Annotated in this window: 9 protein-coding genes; 7 read left to right on the top strand and 2 right to left on the bottom strand. The window is 45.8% G+C overall.

The genetic code is table 11. The features are described from left to right. Positions 1–115: 115 nt before the first annotated feature. Positions 116–1,150 (bottom strand): fatty acid desaturase family protein, encoded by a 1,035-nt coding sequence (locus PSI22_RS07510; protein ID WP_273579227.1) that lies wholly within the window; start codon positions 1,148–1,150, stop codon positions 116–118. 1,273 nt (positions 1,151–2,423) lie between these two features. Between PSI22_RS07510 and PSI22_RS07500 the strand changes: the two genes are divergently transcribed. The 3 genes from PSI22_RS07500 (at position 2,424) to PSI22_RS07490 (ending at position 17,515) form a co-directional block, all read left to right on the top strand. Continuing rightward, entirely contained in the window at positions 2,424–9,947 is a 7,524-nt protein-coding gene (locus PSI22_RS07500; RefSeq protein WP_273579226.1) for a Tc toxin subunit A-related protein, read from the top strand. Between the two features lie 56 nt (positions 9,948–10,003). After that, positions 10,004–14,524, top strand: a complete 4,521-nt coding sequence (locus PSI22_RS07495) for a SpvB/TcaC N-terminal domain-containing protein (RefSeq protein WP_273579225.1) — start codon at positions 10,004–10,006, stop codon at positions 14,522–14,524. A gap of 102 nt (positions 14,525–14,626) precedes the next feature. After that, the gene (locus PSI22_RS07490) at positions 14,627–17,515 is read left to right on the top strand and encodes an RHS repeat-associated core domain-containing protein (RefSeq protein WP_273579224.1); all 2,889 of its coding nucleotides are present in this window, start codon (positions 14,627–14,629) and stop codon (positions 17,513–17,515) included. Positions 17,516–17,622: 107 nt separating this feature from the next. Here PSI22_RS07490 and PSI22_RS07485 read toward each other — a convergent pair whose 3' ends face one another. Next, positions 17,623–18,177 carry a recombinase family protein gene (locus PSI22_RS07485; protein WP_273579223.1) on the bottom strand — a complete coding sequence of 185 codons (555 nt, stop codon included), beginning with the start codon at positions 18,175–18,177 and terminating at the stop codon, positions 17,623–17,625. A gap of 314 nt (positions 18,178–18,491) precedes the next feature. Here PSI22_RS07485 and PSI22_RS07480 point away from each other — a divergent pair, with 314 nt between their 5' ends. From PSI22_RS07480 to PSI22_RS07465, 4 genes are all read left to right on the top strand, one after another. After that, positions 18,492–19,868 (top strand): alanine/glycine:cation symporter family protein, encoded by a 1,377-nt coding sequence (locus PSI22_RS07480; RefSeq protein ID WP_273579222.1) that lies wholly within the window; start codon positions 18,492–18,494, stop codon positions 19,866–19,868. Positions 19,869–20,083: 215 nt separating this feature from the next. Continuing rightward, a complete protein-coding gene (gene flhB, locus PSI22_RS07475) occupies positions 20,084–21,235 on the top strand; it encodes a flagellar biosynthesis protein FlhB (RefSeq protein WP_273579221.1) in 1,152 nt (383 codons plus the stop codon). After that, positions 21,228–23,315: a flagellar biosynthesis protein FlhA gene (gene flhA / locus PSI22_RS07470; RefSeq protein WP_273579220.1), complete on the top strand. Its 2,088-nt coding sequence runs from the start codon at positions 21,228–21,230 to the stop codon at positions 23,313–23,315. The genes flhB and flhA overlap by 8 nt, the downstream gene beginning before the upstream one ends. Before the next feature lie 416 nt (positions 23,316–23,731). Then, positions 23,732–23,968: a hypothetical protein gene (locus tag PSI22_RS07465; RefSeq protein WP_273579219.1), complete on the top strand. Its 237-nt coding sequence runs from the start codon at positions 23,732–23,734 to the stop codon at positions 23,966–23,968. Positions 23,969–24,344: the final 376 nt, after the last annotated feature.

Here is a 24,344-nt window from a genome sequence, read left to right as displayed (position 1 = left end):
GCGGCGTTTTCCAGTAGCCCTGCCAGCCGACAGTTTTCAGCGCTGGGTAAAATGGCCTTTGTGTCGTGATGATAATGCCGATTTCCGCCTAACATTTCTGCCTAACAATGCTAACTTAATCCGTGACTTTACAGCTCACATCCACGTAGGAGCGGATGCGCCCACTGATCACATTGCGATAGAAGGCGAAATAGGAGGTTTCTACCACTTGCAGTTGCGGTTTGATCAGTTCATTGAGTTTTTTCACATGGCACATCGGCACACCCTGGTGGAAATGATGTGCGGTGTGGGTGTGATTACCGTTCACGTACCATGCGATGAGCCAGTTAGTGCTGATAGTACGGGTATTTTTCAGTACGTCTGGTGAGCTCTGTGTGTCCAGCCCGTAGTGTTCCGGCATTTCGATCATAAAGTGTGCGCCTTCGGCGATCACCAGCGTCGGTAGCCACCAAGCCAAAGCAAATAGCCAGGTTTGGAAGTACACCGATGCCACCACACTCAAGATGAACATCAGCATATAGAACACATATTCCTGTTTGATATCGCGCTGAGCTTGTTCCTTGTGCACCCCGGAGATCGATTTACCGGTGAAGGCAGCACCGAGGATATTGAACACACGGCGATAGCGGTTGAGATCAAAGAATGCGATAGCAAAGCCTTTTGGCGAAGCCAGATCGTTGAAGCGGTAGTCGAAGTGCTCCACATTTTGCTCAGTGCCGAGATAGGCGTGGTGGCGCAGATGGTCGTAACGGTAGTGCGAATGGGAGTTGAACATGAATAGCCCGACCAGCACGCCGAACAGACGATTGAGTTTGGCCGACTTGAAGGCGTGGTCGTGCAGGCATTCGTGCTGTAGTTCAACCAAATGGGGGTAGATCAAGCCACTGAGCAGCATGCCGCCGATGGCCGCCAGAATGGAACCGATGGTGACCGGAGTGTTCAGCGCATACCCGACGCCATACCATCCTAGGGCGATTAGCGCAAAGGCGAAGACAATTTTGCTGATGAATAGGGCAGGACGTTTGACAAAATATTCACGTGGCAGGCGGCGGCGCAGATCTTTGCCTTTGCTCGGAGCCAGTTGGACGTCGGCGCTGCCTTCCAAATCACCCGCCCGCAAGTCGGAAACAGAGGTATCGTTCAAGTTCATATTGCTTCCTTAAATGAAAGTAATGTCAGACCAAGAGGATTCAAAACTAGCAACCTCACTTTTCAGCGCCCAGGACTCTGCCACTGTGGAGATTTCCCTTTGGCAGGGTGTATTGTTGCCCCCTGTGGCGCTGAAAAATTCAGAATTGCCTTAACGGCAGAGCGCGTTTGTTTTGTGTCATCTGTTCCTGCGTACTAAGAAAAACTTAGCCCTGCGGGATGCCATTTAAATAATAACAAACGTATTACATTATTTTCACTTCCTTTTATAAAGCAGAATATTATAAAAAGACATATTCTTTGTTTGAAAAATAGACATCTTTTTTTGTTAAAGTCGTTTTAATTAATAATCATCCTGATCAGGAGCTTTTAGAAAAGTATCTGTCGGGTAATTTTTGGGGGTTTTGCTCTTAGCTACCATACCTTTATTGTTCATCGATGGTTACTTGCCGATATCCTTCACAGTGGAGCAGGGAAAGTCAGCCATGTCGGTGGTGGCAGTAAAGGTTCTGTTTTATTTAGGAGTTTGTTGAAGCATTTCCAGTTTCTGGAGGAAAGCATGGAATAAATAAAATGTAGCGATATTGGGAATAGTTACCTAATGTGTGAAGTTCATCAAAATAGCAGACATAAAAAAATGAATAATGGTCATACCGCGTAAATCGAAAGTCTAACAGAATGTATAAATGCGGTTAAATATTTTTTAAAAATAGAAGTTACTGATTCCATTAATATATTGTAATTCATCTATTGCAATTAATAAAATGGATGAATAATTTTGTTTATTAATGTAAATTCATGTTGATTCAATAAAATATATTGTAAATGTTAATAGAGTATTTCATTAAACATCTCTTAGGTAATAAAAAATATAACATAAAAACAGTGTGATTTTGAGGTATTTATTTGTAATTAAAGGTATTTTTAAATAGTATTGTTACTGTTTTTGAAGAGCGTATTAAAGATTATTGAAATGTACAGTGTAAATTATATATAATTGATTTAACTAATAATTATTGTCTATTTATTAATTTATAATCATTCTATACATTTTTTTGGGATTATAATCCATGACGGGATTTTTAGACGTATTATATAAAATTATCCATAAATAAACCATGTTAATGGTATTCTATTGGAGTTCATCGTGGCATAAATACATTTTTCAATTATTTTACAGAGAGTATAGAGGTATCCTTATGTACAATATAGAAAATATATTAATTAGACTTAATAGGGAAAGTCCCCAGGAACCGATGACATTGGCTCATATTATGCCAATCTCATTTTCAGCATTTAGGAAAGAAGTCAAAGATACGCTGAATTGGGGAGAAAGCCATCACCTGTATCTAGCCGCCAAGAAAGCCGAAAAAGAAAACAGGATTTTTGAAGCACGTTTATTATCCCGCGCCAATCCGCAGTTAAGGGGGGCTGTTCGTCTCGGCATTCAGCAACTCTCGCAGCGGCAAAGTTACGATACGCTATTTGGCGGTCGGTCGGGTAAGTATGTATTACCCGGCTCTGTCGCCTCTATGTTCTCGCCGGCAGCCTACCTGACAGAGCTGTACCGGGAATCCAGACACCTGCATTCAGAATCGTCCATCTACCATCTTGATAAGCGCCGCCCTGATTTGCAAAGCATAATGTTGACGCAGGAAAACCAAGATCAAACACTCTCCACACTTGAACTATCAAATGACATTCTCTTTGATGGCATAAAAAATAAGAAAAAACTCAACAAAAATGAAGACGTACTGAAAATGTTGTCTGATTGGCGTTTGAGTGGAAATACGCCTTATCATCAACCCTTTGAAACCCTATCTAACATTGTCTCCCAGCTTGATCCTCAGCTCAGTCAGGTTAGTCAGTCGCCAAAAGTGATTGGTTTATTGTCCCCGGTCAGCCTATTGGGGATATCAAGTCAAATTTCACCAGAACTGTATAAAATCCTGACGGAAGAAATTACGGCTGAGAATGCGCAAGACATGTATAAGAAAAATTTCGGTGACTTGCCGATTTCTGCACTGTCTAATCCTAACTATTTGATGAAATATTATGATATTGATGCAGATACTCTCCGTGCTGTAATGGGTATCTATGGATCAGGCCAAAACGATGATGAACCCGGATTCATCAGCGATCAGACCATAGTGACTTACCTTGATGATAAAAATTCTTTCGTTACTTACTTGATTACTCGCACTAAAGGCGATACTTATGACTGGCAGGTTAATTTTATCGAAGCCATTCCCACAAAAGATGGCAAATTAAAATATTGGTATAATTTTAAAGCTCAGGCTACAGGTGCAGTTTCCACCAAAATTTCGCTGAATGAACATATTATCCTCGACAAACCTGATTGGCTGCCGGAGCTCAATAAAACTTATTCAGGTATCGTTGATTTCCCCGGTAATGTTGATAGAAAGAAATTTACTCTGAAATTCGAAAGAGCAGCCTCTGGCAGTGGAGGTAGTTTTAATACGGATGCGACATTCTCAATTGAAACGGCATTACCTCAACTCTTTTTCCTGAAATTGAATAAAGTTATTCGCCTTTACAAAAAAACCGGTATCACGCTGGAACAAATTGAAACTGCTGTGGATTCAGATAATGCCCAACAACAAATAACCGAAACAGTTCTGAAAAAGATATTTTATACAACCTACTATATTAATAGGTATCATTTGAGTTTCAATGATGCACTGGTGTTATGTAATGCTGCAATATCTCAGCACAGCTATAATGATCAGCCTTCTCATTTTGATCTTATTTTTAATAACCCGCCATTGAATGGAAGCTATTACCAATTGGGTGGGGATAAAATTCAAGTTGATCCAGATCAGGCAGATTATGAACAATATAATCAACGGCGTGAAATGCTCAAGCACGCGTTGAAAGTTAATGACAGTGAATTATTCACGCTATCTAAGATTCTGGATCAAAAAAATACGTCAGGTATCGACAATAACCTTGCTACGGATTTATCTGCGCTGTACCGCGTGCGAATGCTTTCTTACATTCACCAACTTTCTATCAATGAATTGGCTATCCTGTTAAAACTCTCTCCATATGCTGAAATGACTTTTAACAATATCAGTACGGAAGCGTTAATCGAAGTCATTGAATATCTTTACAGTATCACTCAGTGGTTACAGACACAGAAAATCAGCGTTTATACCCTGTATATGATGACGACCACAACCTACAGTACAGTTTTATCACCCGATATTAACAATCTGATCGAGACGCTACGGGCGGGAATGCAGAACAAAACCGTACCAGACGATCAACTTATCAAGACCTTGGCACCCTTCATTGCAGCAGCACTGAAACTTTCTTCGGCATTTGTGGCTGAGTCAATCCTGATATGGATCAACAAGATCAAACCCAATGGCATGGATGTCACCGCCTTCTGGAAATCCATTGAACCTGTAAAAGATCCGATTAAGCCGGACAGCATGGTATTTTGTCAGGTGCTGGGGCAGTTGGCATTGATTTATTTAGCCACGCAACTAACGGAAAATGCTCTGAATCTGGCGGTGACAACTAAAGTTATCATCGGTCACTCCGGCAGCATCGATCATCTGGGCAAAGATACTGAGACGGTGAGACAGCTTAGCCGTTTTGCGGGATGGTGTAATTCACTGGCCAGCAATACAGACACAGTACTGACAGCTCTGCAAAGTAACAACTTGGATAGTACTATTCTGGCGAGCGCCATGAGGATGGATGAGAGGCTGCTTTCAACCGCCAGTGAACAGGCCAATATTAATCACCAAGTTGCAGAAAAAGATAAGTATGCAGACTGGTCAGAAATAGACAGTGTTCTGCAATGGCTGGCAGTGGCCAATGTGATGAAAACCAGCCCGAATAAGATTAATGCTCTTCTCCAATTGGACTATCTGAAAGATCAGAATACTACAGAAGTTTCTTACGAAACATGGAGCCAATCGGCGGATATACTGGCGGCTGGGCTGAATAATAATCAGTCAGATATTCTGAAACAAGTCTTAGAGGAAGAAGCCAGTGCCGCATTAAGCCAATATTACATCCGTGAAGTTGTGGATAGTGCGGCTGAGGTGATAGATAGAAATGATCTGTATGGTTACCTGCTGATAGATAATCAAATCTCCGCACAGGTCGAAACGACACGGCTGGCTGAGGCCATTGCCAGTATCCAGCAATATATCAACCGTGCATTGAATGGCCGTGAGAGTACCCCTGCCACCGATGTCATGACAGGCCAGTTTTATCAGGATTGGGATCGTTATAACAAACGCTACAGCACATGGGCGGGTGTTTCCACGCTGGTTTACTATCCTGAAAACTATATCGATCCGACCATGCGTATCGGTCAGACCCACATGATGGATGAATTGCTGCAATCCGTCAGCCAGAGTCAACTCAGTGTTGATACCGTTGAAGATGCGTTTAAAACCTATCTGACCCGCTTTGAACAAATTGCCAACCTGACTGTCGTCAGTGGCTATCATGATAATGTGAACATTTCACAAGGGAACAGTTACCTTGTCGGTAAAGGGGAAACGGATGCCAACCAATATTATTGGCGCAAACTGGATCACAGCAAATCCCGTCAAGGCAAGATTGCCGCCAACGCGTGGAGTGAATGGGCAAAAATTGACAGCCCGGTTAATCCCTATCAGGGCTTAATTAAGCCGGTTATCTATAAATCCCGCCTGTATATTGTCTGGCTGGAAAAACGGGTGATTACTGTTTCAGAAAGCAAAGACGGCGCAATAACATCGAAAGATATCATTAAATATGAAATCAAAATCGCTCATATCAGACATGATGGCACATGGAATACGCCTATCACGTTAGATGTCAGCGATATCTTCAGCGCATATAAGGATGAAGACCTGGCCAATCTGGCTATGTATTGCTCTGAATATACGGGAGAAAGTACCTTACTCTTATTACTGTATGTCAAACAGGCTAATACGGCGGGAAACAAAGATCTCACAAAGACCAAAACAAAGGGGATGTATATTTACTCTGACATGACCACAAAAGTCATGATTGATAGTGAGATCGAAAATTATCAAAACAGCGTTTACCGAGAGTTCGATACATTGACCCAACGACGGTTAAATAACCGTTATGCGGCGAATTATGATTACCCGTCTTCCGTTGCAGTCAGTAGTGGTTACGAGTGGGGCGATTACTCCCTGAGTATGGTTTATGACAGTAAAATTGCCTCAATTGCTATCGAAACAGCCACTTCCTCTGAGATCAAATTGAAAATCGATGCCAACCTGCGGGTAATTTATAACGGGGTGGAAGGCAGGCAGCGTCACCAATGTGCCCTGATGCAAAGGTTTGGTCAGTTAGGTGATAAATTTATTGTTTACGAAGATCTGAGAATTGACAGAGAGAATCAGAGTGCAGGCAATAACAATCTCTTTTATCCCGTTTATCAATACAGTGGCAATGTCAGTAAATTGTCAAAAGGGCGTTTATTAGTTTATAGAGAAAGTTCATCATCTTATGTCAAGGCAGATATTGGGTCAGGGCACGATCCGCTCATTAATGAAAATGCTCAAAAACCTTATGGTTATGTTGAAGACAGCAAAAATGACCCTGCTGCGCTGAAAAATAACATGACACTGACGGATAACGCGGGTATTTCTACGAAGGTTGCATCACCAATAGATATCGATACTGCTGTAACGCCTGCAAATATCACGATTAAGGCCAGTGCAGGCAGCAGTAAACCTGTAGTATTTAACGCAGAAACATCTGTCACAAATAAGCCCAATAACAGTCTGGAAGAAATGATCTATAACTTCCATGATATGGAATTCACTATCCCACTGACAGAATTTAAGGACAACCAAGTCGAGGTGGAGATAGAGCTGACCGGGAAAACGGATGATGGCCGGGTTCTGGGAAGTGAAACTTTTAATTTTACCGTTATCCAGAAAATTCTGAATGAACAGTCAGGGTTGCTGACGCTCAATACGGCTGCGTCTAAAGCCCAATATCTGCAATGGGGGCCTTACCGTACCCGCATTAATACCTTATTTGCCAAAAATATGGTGGAACGGGCAGAAACGGGCATTGATACCCTGCTGACAATGGATACCCAACAACTGCCTGAACCTAAAATGGGGGATGGGGGGTATATTAGTGTCACCTTACCCAAATATGATCCAGATAAGCACGGTAGTACCAGAAACGCCGCGGTTACACTTTATCAGAAAAAAGATGGTGCAGACTCAACAACGCATTACGACTTCTGGGACGGGTCGTTAACAGATGCAGAACAAACCATCAAACTGTTTATTCCATTAACTAGCACGAAAGAACCTTTCTATAACACGATTGATTTTCCATCTTCAATAAGTGACGGGCTTCAAGTTTTTCTAAAAAGCGCTAAGGAAGGTTTGCTGGCCGGAACCTTAAAAACAGCGTTTACTCCATCTGAGGAGAAGAAGGCCAATATTATCTTCACGGAATATACCCCTGTTTCGGGTACGTCACCTATGAAGGTTGAACTACTGTCCAAATATTATGATCAGCCGATGGATTTTAACGGTGCCAACTCCCTCTACTTCTGGGAATTGTTCTATTACAGCCCAATGCTAGTAGCGCAGCGCTTGTTGCAGGAACAAAATTTTGATGAAGCCAATCATTGGCTGAAATATGTTTACAGCCCTGAGGGCTATATCGTCAAAGGTGAGATTGCGCCGTATCATTGGAATTGCCGGCCACTGGAAGAAGATACTTCGTGGAACCCTGACCCGCTGGATTCCACAGACCCCGATGCCGTCGCCCAAGATGATCCGATGCACTATAAAGTCTCTACCTTTATGCGGATGCTCGATCTGCTGATTGCCCGTGGTGATAAGGCTTACCGCCAGCTTGAGCGGGATACTCTGAATGAAGCCAAGCTCTGGTATATACAGGCACTGAATTTATTGGGGGATGAGCAGTTTGTGGCGCTGGATGGCAACTGGTCTGAGCCCACGTTGGAAACCGCAGCGGATAAGACGGTGGAACAGGATTATCAGCATGCGCTGATGTTAATTCGTCTGGTACAGCCCGCCGAATATAGCGCTAACTCACTGACCAAATTATTCTTGCCTCAACAAAATGACAAACTGAACGGCTACTGGCAAACATTGAAGCAGCGCTTGTATAACCTGCGTCATAATCTCACCATTGATGGCCTGCCGCTGTCACTGCCCATTTACGCCAAACCTGCCGATCCTAAAGCCTTGTTGAGTGCGGTGGTGAATGCTTCCCAGGGAGGCACGGATCTGCCAAACCCGGAAATGCCACTTCATCGTTTCCCCATCATGTTGGATAACGCCAAGAGCATAGTCAGTCAACTGATTCAGTTTGGTTCTACCTTGCAGGGGATCATTGAACGTCAGGATGCAGAAGCGCTCAACGAATTGCTGCAAAATCAAGCGCGTGAACTGACGCTGATCAGCATTCAGATGCAGAATAAAACGCTGGAAGAATTGGATGCGGAAAAAGAAGTACTGAAACAATCCCGACAAGGGGCACAATCACGTTTTGACAGCTATAGCAATCTGTACGATGAAAATATCAACGCGGGCGAAATAACTGCTATGGATTTGCGTACGACTGCCAGCGCGATAAGTACTGCGCTGGAAGCCGCTAAATTGGCAGAGGCCGGTGCCGATATGTTCCCAAATATCTTCGGTCTTGCTGGTGGTGGCAGCCGATGGGGAGCTATCCCCGGCGCACTTGCTTCTGTGATGGGCTTTACCGCCAGCACACTCAATACGACAGCCGAACTGACCACACAGTCTGAAATTTACCGCCGCCGCCGTCAGGAGTGGGAAATTCAGCGTAACAATGCAGATCATGAAGTTAAGCAGATTGACGCTCAATTGAAATCACTGGAAATCCGGCGTGAAGCGGCAGAAATGCAGAAAACCTATCTGGAAACCCAGCAGGCTCAGACACAGGCACAATTGGAATTCCTGCAACGTAAATTCAGTAACAGAGCGTTGTACAACTGGATGCGTGGTCGTCTGGCAGCCATTTACTTCCAGTTCTATGATCTTGCTACCTCCCGTTGTCTGATGGCACAGAAAGCCTACCAGTGGGAAACCAATGATGAAGCAGCCAGCTTTATCAAATCGGGGGCATGGCAGGGAACCTATGCGGGCCTGCTCGCCGGCGAGTCTCTGATACTGAACCTTGTCCAGATGGAAGATGCCTTCATGAAAAAAGATGAACGGGCATTGGAAATCACGCGTACCGTTTCGTTGGCTGAGGTTTACCGTTCTCTGCCTGATGCCGATAAATTCATACTTCCTGACGCAGTTGCCGCTTTATTGAAAAGCCCGGAGAAAACATTCGGGAAAGATCAGAACATACTAAAAATTGAGACGAATCAACTGGAAGCATCCGTCAATCTGGCGGGTCTCAACATTTGGGGAGATTACCCGGAACAACTTGGCGCGGCTCGTCGCATCAAACAAGTCAGTGTTTCCCTGCCGGCCTTGCTTGGGCCGTATCAGGATGTACAGGCCATCTTGAGCTATAGCGGTGACATGAAGGGCATTCCCAAAGGTTGCAGTGCTATCGCGGTATCCAATGGTATGAATGATAGCGGGCAATTCCAGTTGGATTTCAACGACACAAAATACTTGCCATTTGAAGGGATCAATATTCCGAAAGATGGAGATAAAAGTGCACTGGTGCTGAGTTTTCCCAATGCGAACGCTAAACAGAAAACGATGCTGCTCAGTTTGAGCGATATCATTCTGCACATTCGTTACACCATTCGCAAATAATTGCTTACTTACTGCAAACAGGCTCCCTGCGGGGGAGCCTGAAGGAGCATGATGATATGAAACAAGATTCACAGGACATAACAGTAACACAGTTGTCTCTGCCCAAAGGGGGCGGTGCGATCAGTGGCATGGGCGAAGTTATCAGCAATGCAGGGCCGGATGGGATGGCTTCGCTTTCCGTGCCTTTGCCCATATCTGCTGGTCGAGGAAGCGCACCGGGTTTATCCCTGAATTATAGTAGCGGAGCAGGCAACGGGCCATTTGGTATTGGCTGGCAATCCAATACCATGACTATCAGCCGCCGTACTCAACATGGCGTACCTCAATATCACGGCGAAGATACTTTTTTATGCCCGATGGGAGAAGTGATGGCGGTTGCCGTCAATCAGAGCGGGCAACCCGATGTGCGTAAAACCGATAAACTATTAGGCGGGCAACTGCCTGTTACTTACACCGTTACGCGTCATCAGCCCAGAAATATTCAGCACTTCAGCAAACTTGAATACTGGCAGCCCCCAACGGATGTGGAAACTACGCCTTTTTGGTTAATGTATTCCCCCGATGGACAAATTCATATTTTTGGGAAAACTGGGCAGGCTCAGATCGCTAACCCAGCAGAGACGTCGCAGATTGCCCAATGGCTATTGGAAGAAACCGTAACACCAACGGGAGAACACATTTATTACCGGTATCGGGCAGAAGACGATATCGGTTGTGATGACAGCGAGAAAAATTCCCATCTTAATGCCAGTGCTCAACGTTATTTAATTCAGGTGAACTACGGCAATATTACGCCTGAATCCAGCCTGCTTGTGTTGAATAATACGCCACCTGCTGATAACGAATGGCTATTCCATTTGGTATTTGATTATGGTGAACGAGCGCAGGAAATAAACCCGGTTCCTCCTTTCAAGGCACCTTCAAGCAACTGGAAAATACGCCCAGACCGTTTCTCCCGCTTTGAATATGGTTTTGAGGTGCGAACCCGCCGCCTGTGCCAACAAATTCTGATGTTCCATCGCCTGAAATCCCTTACAGGAGAACAGATTGACGGAGAAGAAACTCCTGCCTTGGTTGCCCGTTTGCTTCTCAGTTATGACCTGAACGACAGCGTGACAACCCTGACCGCCATTCGGCAAATGGCGTATGAAACTGACGCAACCTTAGTCGCTTTACCGCCACTGGAGTTTGACTATCAGCGCTTTGAGGTAAAAGTTGCGCAAAAATGGCAAGAGATGCCTCAATTGGCTGGATTGAATGCCCAGCAGCCTTACCAACTCGTCGATCTCTATGGTGAAGGTATTTCCGGCATCCTGTATCAGGACCGACCCGGAGCATGGTGGTATCAGGCACCGATCCGTCAGAAAAACGTTGAAGATATTAACGCTGTCACCTATAGCCCAATAAACCCCTTACCTAAGATCCCCAGCCAGCAGGACAGAGCAACGTTGATGGATATCGACGGTGATGGACATCTGGATTGGGTTATCACTGGCGCAGGCATTCAGGGGCGGCACAGTATGCAGCCGAATGGCGAATGGACACACTTTATTCCCATTTCTGCACTGCCAACAGAATATTTTCATCCACAGGCACAACTGGCGGATCTGGTGGGGGCGGGGTTATCTGATTTAGCGCTGATTGGCCCCAGAAGTGTGCGTTTATATGCCAATGACCGGGGAAACTGGAAAACGGGTATCAATGTTATGCCACCTGATGGTGTGAATTTGCCGATATTCGGTGGTGATGCCAGCAGTCTGGTCGCATTTTCTGACATGTTGGGATCGGGACAGCAGCATTTGGTGGAAATTGCCGCTCAGAGCGTCAAATGCTGGCCGAATCTAGGCCATGGCCGTTTTGGTGCGGCTATTTTGCTACCGGGGTTTAGCCAGCCGGATGGAACATTCAATGCTAACCAAGTTTTTCTGGCAGATATAGATGGTTCTGGCACCGCCGACATCATCTATGCACACAGTAAGTATCTGGATATTTACCTGAATGAAAGCGGCAACCGTTTTAGTGCCCCTATTCAGCTTGCTTTGCCGGAAGGGGTGATGTTTGACAATACCTGTCAGTTACAGGTGTCGGATATTCAAGGATTGGGCGCTGCCAGCATTGTACTGACCGTACCTCATATGACACCGCGCCATTGGCGTTATGATTTTACTTACAATAAACCTTGGCTACTCAATGTCATCAACAACAATCGTGGCGCAGAAACCACTTTGTTTTATCGTAGTTCCGCCCAATTCTGGCTGGATGAAAAAAATCAGATCGAAGAACCGGGGAAATTTGCAGCGAGTTATCTGCCTTTCCCCATACACTTGTTGTGGCGTAATGAGGTTCTTGATGAAATTACCGGTAATCGGCTGACTAAGGTCATGAATTATGCCCACGGTGCATGGGATGGCAGAGAAAGAGAATTTTGCGGATTTGGCCGTGTAACGCAAATTGATACCGACGAATTTGCCAAGGGAACCACAGAGAAAGCGCCGGATGAAAATATCTATCCTTCCCGTAGCATAAGCTGGTTTGCCACGGGTTTACCCGAAGTGGATTCTCAACTTCCGGCAGAATACTGGCGTGGTGACGATCAGGCATTTGCCGGCTTTACACCGCGCTTCACTCGCTATGAAAAAGCGGATGCAGGGCAAGCGGGGCAGGATACCCCGATTAAAGAACCGACCGAAACAGAAGCGTATTGGCTTAACCGCGCCATGAAAGGCCAGTTACTGCGCAGTGAAGTCTATGGTGACGACAAAACAGAAAAAGCTAAAATTCCGTACACCGTCACAGAAGCCCGCTGTCAAGTCAGATTAATTCCCAGCAATGACGAAGCCGCGCCGTCGTCTTGGACGTCGATCATTGAAAACCGCAGTTATCACTATGAGCGTATCGTCGTCGATCCGAGTTGCAAACAACAGGTCGTGCTCAAGGCGGATGAATATGGCTTCCCGCTGACAAAAGTGGATATCGCCTATCCACGGCGCAATAAACCGGCACAGAACCCCTATCCGGATTCGTTACCGGATACTCTGTTCGCCGATAGCTATGACGACCAGCAAAAACAGTTATATCTGACAAAACAGCAGCAGAGCTATTACCACCTGACCCAGCAGGATGATTGGGTGCTGGGTTTGACGGATAGCCGATACAGCGAAGTTTATCATTATGCGCAAACTGACGCGCAAAGTGACATCCCCAAGGCAGGGCTGACATTGGAAGACTTGCTGAAAGTTGACGGCCTGATAGGTAAAGACAAGACGTTTATCTATTTAGGACAGCAGCGAATTGCTTACGTGGGAGGAGATGCAGAAAAACCGACACGTCAAGTACGGGTGGCTTATACAGAAACCGCTGCTTTTGATGACAATGCGCTGCACGCCTTTGATGGCGTGATTGCCCCTGATGAACTGACGCAACAATTGCAGGCGGGTGGATACCTGCTCGTGCCGCAGATTTCTGATGTGGCAGGCAGTAGTGAAAAGGTATGGGTGGCTCGGCAGGGATACACCGAGTATGGCGATGCTGCTCAATTCTACCGGCCACTCACCCAGCGCAAAAGCTTGCTGACCGGAAAATATACCCTTAGTTGGGATACGCACTATTGTGTGGTGGTAAAAACCGAAGATGGTGCGGGAATGACCACACAAGCGAAATACGATTACCGCTTCCTGCTCCCGGCGCAATTGACAGATATCAATGACAATCAGCACATTGTGACATTCAATGCATTGGGGCAGGTGACTTCCAGCCGTTTCTGGGGCACAGAAAATGGCAAAATAAGCGGTTACTCTACGCCGGAGAATAAACCGTTCACAGTGCCGGATACCGTCGAAAAAGCCCTTGCCTTGAAACCGACGATCCCTGTTTCACAGTGCAACATTTATGTGCCGGATAGCTGGATGCGGCTTCTGCCCCAACAGTCTCTGACTGGCCAGCTAAAAGAGAGCGAAACCTTGTGGGACGCATTACACCGGGCGGGGGTGGTAACGGAAGACGGTTTAACCTGTGAACTGGCCTGCCGTCGTTGGCTCAACCGCCAGACACCGTCTTCAATGGAAGCCGTGACATTACAGCAAATCTTGGCTCAGACTCCACGACAACCTCCCCATGCCATGACGATCACGACAGATCGTTATGACAGCGATTCTCAGCAGCAACTTCGGCAGTCAATCGCATTGAGTGATGGTTTTGGCCGTGTATTGCAAAGCGCCCAACGCCATGAAGCAGGAGATGCGTGGCAGCGTGCAGAAGATGGCTCTTTGGTTGTCGATAGTGCAGGTAAGCCCGCTGTTGCCTATACCACAACGCGTTGGGCAGTATCAGGTCGCACAGAATACGACGGCAAAGGGCAGACGATCAGAACTTATCTACCCTATTATCTCAATGATTGGCGCTATGTCAGTGATGATAGCGCACGGGATGACCTGTACGCCGATACGCATTTTTACGATCCTCTGGGGCGTGAATATCAGGTAAAAACAGCGAAAGGCTTTTGGCGTGAAAACAGGTTTATGCCGTGGTTTATGGTCAATGAAGATGAAAATGACACAGCAGCTCGTTTAGCATCTTAGTAACTCGCTCAACCTTCCCTGTTATGCAGGCAGGGAAGGTTCAGATCGCATTTTAACGTCATCTTTTTTACATCCGATTCAGGCTGATTAGGAAAAAATACGATGAATGTTTTTAATCCAACTTTATATGCTGGTACACCGACTGTCACCGTCATGGACAATCGAGGGCTGCCAGTGCGGGATATTGCTTATCACCGTACAACAGCAGGAGAGCAGGCTGACACTCGCATCACCCGTCATCAATACAGTCCCCATAATTTTTTAATCGAGAGCATTGATCCACGTCTTTTTGATTTGCAATCCCAGAGCACCATAAAACCTAATTTCACCTACTGTCCTGCCTTGAAGGGTGATGTCCTACGGACAGAGAGTGTGGATGCCGGACAAACTGTCATTTTGAGTGACATCGAAGGTCGTCCGTTACTGAATATCAGTGCGATGGGTGTCGTCAAACACTGGCAATATGAAGATAATGCACTGCCGGGGCGCTTGCTCGCTGTCAGTGAACGGAAGAGTGAGGCTTCAACACCCCAAATTATTGAACGGTTTATTTGGTCGGGAAATAGCTCATCAGAAAAAGATCACAATCTGGCGGGAAAATATCTCCGTCATTATGATACCGCCGGATTGAACCATCTTAATTCTGTGTCTCTGACCAGCGTGGATCTCTCACAATCCCGTCAGTTATTACAGGATGATGTCACAGCAGATTGGAGCGGAAGTGACGAATCCCAGTGGAAGACGCGACTGAGCAACGACATATTCACAACTGAAATCACCGCTGATGCTGTGGGTAATTTATTGACCCAGAATGATGCCAAAAGCAACCGGCAACGGCTGGCCTATGATGTAGCAGGGCAGTTACAGGCAAGCTGGTTGACGATAAAAGGTCAGAATGAGCAGGTGATAGTTAAATCCCTGACTTACTCTGCTGCGGGGCAGAAATTGCGTGAAGAACAGGGTAACGGCGTTGTCACTGAATACCGCTATGAAGCACAAACCCGACGCTTGACAGGCATGACGACTTACCGTCAGTCAGATAAAAAAAGATTGCAGGATCTTGCCTATAACTATGATCCGGTCGGTAATCTCCTGAATATTCGCAATAATGCAGAGGCAACCCGTTTCTGGCGTAATCAGATAGTAGAACCAGAGAACCACTATGCTTATGACTCGCTTTATCAACTCATCAGTGCTAGTGGTCGAAAAATCGCCAGTATCGGTCAGCAGGGTAGCCGGCTTCCTGTGCCGATTATTCCTCTTCCTGCCAATGACGATGTTTATACTCGCTACACCCGCACATATCACTATGATCGCGGTGGAAATCTCTGCCAGATCCGGCATTGCGCTCCTGCTACAGATAATAAATACACCACAAAGATCACCGTATCGAATTGTAGTAATCGTGCAGTATGGGATACCTTGACCACAGATCCCGCCAAAGTGGATACCCTGTTTGATCGTGGAGGGCATCAACTTCAACTCCAGTCAGGCCAGACTTTATGCTGGAACTATCGGGGTGAACTACAGCAAATAACAAAGATACAGCGTGACGAAAAACCCGCAGATAAAGAGCGGTATCGCTATGGTGTTGGGGTTGCGCGGGTCGTGAAAATCAGTACACAGCAGGCGGGGGGAAGCAGTCATGTGCAGCGTGTTGTTTATCTGCCGGGGTTGGAACTGCGTACAACTCAGCATGATGCGACATTAGTCGAAGACTTACAGGTAATTATCATGGGTGAAGCGGGACGTGCTCAGGTACGCGTACTCCATTGGGAAATACCACCACCGGATAATCTGAACAATGACTCATTGCGTTACAGCTACGATAGTTTGATGGGTTCCAGTCAGCTTGAATTGGATGGAACAGGGCAGATTATCACGCAGGAAGAATACTACCCCTATGGAGGTACAGCGATATGGGCGGCAAGAAACCAGACCGAAGCCAATTACAAAACCATTCGCTACTCCGGCAAAGAGCGTGATGCGACGGGGCTTTATTACTACGGGCACCGTTATTATCAGCCGTGGCTAGGGCGCTGGTTGAGCGCAGATCCTGCCGGAACCGTGGACGGGTTGAATTTGTATCGAATGGTGAGGAATAACCCGATTACTTATACGGATGTTGGTGGCCTTGCGCCGATAGGCAGAGAGGTTAGTGAAGGGATTTATGAGCCTAAGTTGCGAGTTGGTGTTGAACGAGATGATCCAAATATCAGAGATTATGACCGGGTTTATCCTGATACGGCCAAGACAGAGATGATCGAAGCAACTGCGACCACAATTGCTCCCAGTCAAATGTTATCGGAGAATGCTTTTGCATCTGTACCTATATTGACAGATTTGTTTAACCCTCAAAGAGCAGGGCTTTCTCAAAAGACAACAGATATTGTATTAAACACACAAGGTGGAGGCGATTTAATCTTTACAGGCGTGAATATTAAAGGCAAGGGAAAAGAATTTAATGCATTAAAGATCGTTGATACTTATGGCGGAGAAATGCCTGATAGCAAAACCGCTATTTCAGCATATTGGCTTCCGCAAGGAGGATATACTGATATTCCGATACATCCGACTGGAATACAAAAGTATTTGTTTACGCCTGCGTTTAGTGGTTGCACTTTGGTAGTAGATAAGCTTAACGAAAATACATTACGGGCTTATCACGTCGAAGGAGGCAAGGAAGATGTTCAATATAATAATTTAGAAGCTTCAAAACACGGAGAGGGTCTGGCCATGGCCATGGAATTTCCTGATTATGGATTTCATACAGATGAAACAGGACAAAAAATAAGGAACACACAGGGATTTGCGTTTATGTCCTACAATCAATCCCAGAAAAAATGGGCAATTCATTATCAAAGGCAAGCATTGACATCAAACACCGGTATCATGGGTGTTAGTGCTAAAAACAAGATTCGATTGAATGCCCCTAGTCATGTAAAAAATAGCTCAATCAAAGGAACTGAAATAATGACGACACATTTTTAATGTGAGTGATAGTAGGGCAAAAGTGAACTCAGGTTTTTATTCCTGACAGTTAGCTGTAATTAATCAGCTAACTGTCAGTTTCGTTTTGGTTAATTCTCGATAAGTCTTCATAATCCCACAGGCAAATACTTATAAATTGTTGATAGAGAAACATGATAAATAAGGGAAAGTTGTTTTCTGCTATGTCCCTTATCTAGCAATCTGGCGGCTTGTTGCCGATCTTCCTCGGTAAACAGCACCGGCCGCCCACCAATGCGTCCCTGTTCCCGCGCTGCGGCCAATCCTGCATTGGTTCTTTCAACAATCAACTCTCGTTCCATTTCCGCTAGTGCGCTCATCACATGAAAGAAAAAACGTCCCATCGCGGTACTGGTATCAATGCTATCGGTCAGGCTCTGAAAATGAATTCCGCGGTCATGCAGTTCTGAAATCAACGTTACCAGATTCTTGACACTGCGCCCCAGACGATCCAATTTCCAGACCACCAGAGTATCGCCGGATTGCAGATACTTTAAAGCGCGTTTCAGCCCCGGACGATTAGCGGTTTTCCCACTGATCTTGTCTTCAAAAATGCGCTCGCAGTCAATACTGACCAGCGCATTTTTCTGCAAATCACTATTTTGGTCATTTGTTGACACTCTGACATAACCGACTCTTGCCACTGATAATCCTTCAATACCCAAAAAAACTATTTATTATGCAAATAATACCTATTTTTTTATATAAAAAACCATTAATTTTCTTGATTGCGAGATAAAAATTGGTTAAATCAGATTTGGCATTTGAGTTAGTGATGGGTGGATAATTGCTGTCTGGAAGATCAATACATCGTTACCAGAGTGAGTGACTCAACTCACAGGATCAATTTTTTCTTACCAATGATAACCAATTGTCCTCGCTTATTTTCCCAAAATGCTCTTTATTTAATTGAAACAATTTTGTTGCTAATTTGTTATGTCAGATTACGGGAGTGTATATGGAACTGATTACACAATGGTTAAATGCGATAAACGGGATAGTATGGGGAATACCTATGCTGGTTGGTATTCTGGGCATTGGCATTTTTATGCAAATCCGCCTGTCCTTCTTACCGATCCGAAAATTGGGAACGGGGTTTAAGTTACTTTTTCAGAAAAATGAACAACGTGGTGAAGGTCAGATCTCTCCTTTCAATGCCTTAATGACTGCGCTGTCTGCAACAATAGGAACAGGAAATATTGCCGGTGTGGCGACGGCTGTCGTAATGGGCGGGCCGGGAGCATTGTTCTGGATGTGGATGACGGCATTATTGGGTATGGCAACCAAATATTCTGAAGCCGTGTTGGCGGTACGTTTTCGTGAAACAGATAAAAACGGCAACTACGTTGGCGGCCCCATGTATTATATCAAAAATGGCTTGGGGAAAAAATGGATCTGGCTGGGAACACTGTTCGCCTTCTTTGGCAGTATCGCTGGTTTTGGCATTGGTAATACCGTACAGGCCAACTCCGTGGCTGATGTACTGCAAAGCAACTTTGGTATTGAAAAAACCGTGACCGCTGGCATTCTGGTGATCTTGGTCGGTGCGGTATTGATTGGTGGCATCAAACGCATTTCTGATGTGGCCGGAAAGTTGGTTCCCGTCATGACTGTCGGCTATTTTGGTGCCGGCATCATCGTACTGGCACTCAATATCACCGCCATCCCAGAAGCCTTTGTCTTGATCATTAAATCTGCGTTCACTCCCGTTGCAGCACAAGGTGGGTTTGCAGGTGCAGCAGTCTGGGCGGCGATCCGCTTTGGTGTTGCCCGTGGTGTATTTTCCAATGAAGCTGGTTTGGGCAGTGCTCCGATAGCTCATGCTGCGGCAAAAACCCAAAACCCCATCCGTCAGGGTTTGATTGCTATGCTGGGGACATTTATTGACACCATCATCGTCTGTTCTGTCACTGGGCTGACCATCGTTATCACTGGCGGTTGGTTGACAGGGGAAACAGGGGCAACGCTGACCGCCTCCTCATTCTCTGCGGTGATTCCGGGAGGTAATTACATTGTTGCTGTTGCCCTGGCTATTTTCGCTTTTACTACCATCTTGGGATGGAGCTTCTACGGTGAAAAATGTATTCAATACTTACTGGGGCCAAAAGCCATTGTGCCTTTCCGTATTGCCTGGATCATCGCACTGCCGATTGGTGCTACTCAGTCGCTTAACTTTGTCTGGTTGCTGGCGGATACACTCAATGCCATGATGGCGATCCCCAACCTGATAGCTCTTGCGCTGTTAAGCCCTATCGTGTATCGCTTGACCAAAGACCATATTCGTGATGTTAACGCCGATCGCATCGAAGTTAAAACGGCAGCCAAAACAGACTAATATCACCTATATTATCAGTTATAAGTAACACCCATCACACGATGCCGGAGCCTTTCAAGCTCTGGCATCGTGTGATTCCCCAAATACCTCTGCAAACTTTGCAGTATTCCCGCCATTGAATTTCTTGGTTTTTGTCATGCTTAACACAATTTTATTTGCTCTTTCCCAAAAGCAATTTTTCTGCATGCAATAACGAACGCTCACCAAGGAAAGTCGTGGCTGAAGATAGCGATCTCGAAAAAACCGAAGAACCTACGCCCCATAAACGGGAAAAAGCCCGCAAAGACGGGCAGATTGCGCGTTCAAAGGAACTGACTTCTATCCTGATGCTGGCGGGAGGGGTAAGCCTGCTCTGGATGAGCGGAAATTCGATTACTCATGAACTTTCACTGATGGTATTTGAAGGGTTTAACTTCGACCATAACATGGTCAGCAACGATAAGCAGATGATTCAGCAGGTCGGTCGCTTATTGAAACAGGCGGTGTGGGCATTGCTGCCAGTATTCGTTGGTCTGGTTCTGGTTGCCCTCAGTGCACCGACATTGATGGGGGGGCTGATATTCAGTTCAAAATCTATCAAATTTGATCTAGCTAAACTGAGCCCGATTTCTGGATTGAAGAAGATCTTCTCCATGAACGCACTGGCGGAACTGTTCAAGGCCATCTTGAAAGCCTCACTGGTCGGTGGTGGAGCTGCCCTGTTTATCTGGCTGAATTGGCCGGCCATGTTGAACTTGACTGCCCAGCCCCCGCTGATGGCGTTGAGTGATGCCATGATGATGCTGATCTTTGCTGGCTACATTGTCTTATTTATGTTGATACCGATGGTGGCGTTTGATGTGCTTTATCAAATCCGCAGCCACTTGAAAAAACTGAGAATGACCCGTCAGGAGATCAAGGATGAATTCAAGGAGCAAGAAGGGGACCCACATGTAAAGGCACGCATTCGTCAACAACAGCGGGCGGCGGCGCGGAAGCGTATGATGAGCGATGTGCCGAAGGCTGATGTTATTGTGACCAACCCGACCCATTACGCTGTTGCTTTGCAGTATGACAGCAAAAAAATGGGCGCCCCCAAAGTATTGGCAAAAGGGGCGGGGCTTATTGCCTTACGCATCAAAGAAATTGGTGTAGAAAACCGAATTCCGTTACTAGAAGCGCCACCACTGGCAAGGGCGTTATTTCGCCATGCCGAAGTGGGGGGCTTTATTCCTGCGACGCTTTATGCTGCCGTCGCTGAAGTGCTTGCCTGGGTTTACCAATTGAAACGTTGGAAACGAGAAGGTGGCCTGAAACCGAAAACACCTGAAAATCTGCCGGTGCCATCTGCACTGGATTTTGCTGGAGAAAATAATCGTCATGGCTAATCTGGCCTCATTACTTCGTTTACCGGGGAATATGAAAGGCTCCCAGTGGCAAATGCTTGCGGGGCCTGTACTGATCCTCATGATCTTGTCAATGATGGTGCTGCCGTTACCACCATTCCTGCTTGATCTGCTATTCACTTTTAACATTGCACTTTCAATCATGGTCTTGCTGGTGGCGATGTTTACCCGTCGGACACTGGATTTTGCCGCATTCCCGACTATTCTGCTGTTCTCAACATTACTGCGCCTGTCACTGAACGTTGCATCTACACGTATCATTCTGATGGAAGGCCATACGGGTTCAGCGGCAGCGGGTCAGGTAGTGGAAGCTTTCGGGCACTTTCTGGTTGGCGGTAATTTCGCGATTGGTATCGTGGTTTTTGTTATCCTGATCCTGATTAACTTTATGGTCATTACCAAAGGTGCGGGGCGTATCGCAGAAGTCGGTGCGCGTTTTGTGCTGGATGGTATGCCCGGTAAACAGATGGCGATTGACGCTGATTTGAACGCCGGCTTGATTGGTGAAGATGAAGCCAAAAAACGCCGTGCCGAAGTGACACAGGAAGCAGACTTTTACGGCTCAATGGATGGTGCGAGTAAATTCGTGCGTGGAGATGCCATTGCCGGATTGATGATTCTGGTGATTAACATTATCGGTGGACTGATTGTCGGTGTTGCCCAGCATAATATGAATCTGGGAGATGCGGCGGAAGCTTATACCCTGCTGACTATCGGTGACGGGTTGGTTGCTCAGTTGCCAGCCCTGATTATCTCCACGGCGGCGGGTGTGATTGTGACCCGAGTGGCGACCGATGAAGATGTCGGCCAGCAAATGGTGACTCAGCTTTTCAACAACCCACGGGTGCTGATGTTGAGTGCGGGAGTACTGGGCTTGCTTGGTCTGGTGCCGGGAATGCCGAATTTAGTTTTTCTATTATTCACGGCGGCATTGGCGGGTTTAGGCTACTTCCTGCTGCGCAAGGATAAAAATCCGCTTGCGGCACAGCACGAAGAGATGAAAGCCGTAGAGGAACAGCAACAAACCGCAGAAGCCTCATGGTCTGACGTACAACTGGAAGATCCACTGGGCATGGAAGTGGGTTATCGTTTGATCCCGATGGTAGATTTCCGCCAGAATGGTGAACTGCTTGGGCGTATCAGCGGTATCCGCAAAAAATTTGCGCAAGAAGTGGGCTATTTGCCGCCGGTGGTGCATATCTGCGATAACCTGGAGTTGGCACCTGCCAGCTACCGTATTTTGATGAAAGGGGTCGAAATTGGCCGTGGTGAAGCGCACCCAGGACGCTGGCTGGCAATTAACCCAGGTGGCGCAGTTGGCGAGTTACAGGGGGATTTGACGCAAGATCCTGCTTTTGGTCTGTCTGCGGTCTGGATTGATGATTCCCTGCGAGAACAGGCGCAGGTACAGGGTTATACCGTTGTTGCGGCCAGTACCGTTGTTGCGACTCACCTAAACCACCTGCTATCTCAACACTCCAGCGAGCTGTTTGGCAGACAGGAAGCACAGCAACTGTTTGAGCGTGTCAGCCAGGAAATGCCGAAACTGACGGAAGATTTCATACCTGACGTGGTGAGCTTGACCACCTTGCACAAAGTATTGCAAAACTTGTTGGCAGAGCAGGTGCCGATCAGGGATATGCGTACCGTTATCGAAACACTGGCTGAACATGCGCCAACACAAGCCGATCCTTATGAATTAACTGCCACGATTCGAATTGCGCTTGGCAGAGCCATTGCCCAGCAATGGTTCCCCGGGGCGGATGAAATCAAAGTTATTGGGCTGGATGCAGGTCTTGAACGTCTGTTGCTTCAGGCATTGCAAAGCGGTGGAGGGCTGGAGCCCGGCTTGGCAGAAAGCCTCGAACGGCAGGCAGCAGAAGCGCTGGAGCGTCAGGAAATGTTGGGTGCACCGCCCGTGCTACTGGTCAATCATGCATTGCGTCCGCTGTTATCTCGTTTCCTGCGCCGCGTATTGCCTCGATTGGTTGTGCTGTCTAACCTTGAAATCACCGATAACCGCCAGATCAGAATGACGGCAACGATTGGTGGAGCAAGATAAACGTTAATAGCATGATGACAAACCTCACTGTTTGTGTGAGGTTTGTCAGTCATTCTTCAACATTCTATTAAATCCTATTTGTATTTTCTTCCTTCGAAACTATTTCTAAATAAATACACTATTTTTGAGCATGAAATAATATATATTAAATTGAATTTAAATCCCTTAAAATATAAATATAAATATAAATATAAATATAAATATTTAATTTTTAAAATAATAATTACATTAAATGAATTTTTTATTTAATATAAATAAATATATCAAATATTTTAATTATTTATATATTCTTAGAGGATTTTATAGATTGCTAATAATTAGCAATGATAATATATCTGGTATATTATGAACTCCCGTTTCTTACGGAGTAAGATGGGAATTTATCAATAAAATCTAGCCGGCTTTGGGAGGAGATTATGCCTAATCTCATCATCGGTCTTGATATTGCTAAAAATATTTTTCAAGTTCATGGGACCAACCACTGTGGCATAACCACTATTAAACGGAAGTTACGTCGAAATAGTGTGTTGAAGTTTTTTACGGCTCTAGAGCATGCACTCATTGGGATTGAAACCTGCCATAGTACACATTATTGGGCACGGGAACTGACAAAGCTGGGGCACACTTCATTTGTTGCCAACCCAATACGTTAAACCTCTTGTTGTTGGCGGAAAAAATGAGATGGGAGATCGGTCAAACCGACACCTGCAAAACCTGATATATCCGACGACCAAGAATGAATAAAGGTCTTAAGGCCGATAAGGAGCAGGTGTGCACATATCCATCATGGCTCAATAACCTGCAAACACAGAAGCCGAATGTACGAAGCAGTTATGACCGCCACCCAACGAACTTATCTTGCACATAAACGGGAGTTCATGTACGAATATAGAGCTGCAATCTACCTTCAATGTCAGAGTAATTTTTGTCTTGCAAACGGGATGCGTTCATATAGGTGACCATAGATTTTATGCTCTATATGAACGCATCCCGTTTGCAAGACAAAAATTACTCTGACATTGAAGGTAG

It is taken from the genome of Xenorhabdus aichiensis (assembly GCF_028598775.1).
Taxonomy (GTDB): Bacteria; Pseudomonadota; Gammaproteobacteria; order Enterobacterales; family Enterobacteriaceae; genus Xenorhabdus; species Xenorhabdus bovienii.
Note: the sequence above shows the minus strand (reverse complement) of the source record. Positions and strands in the feature narration are given on the sequence as shown.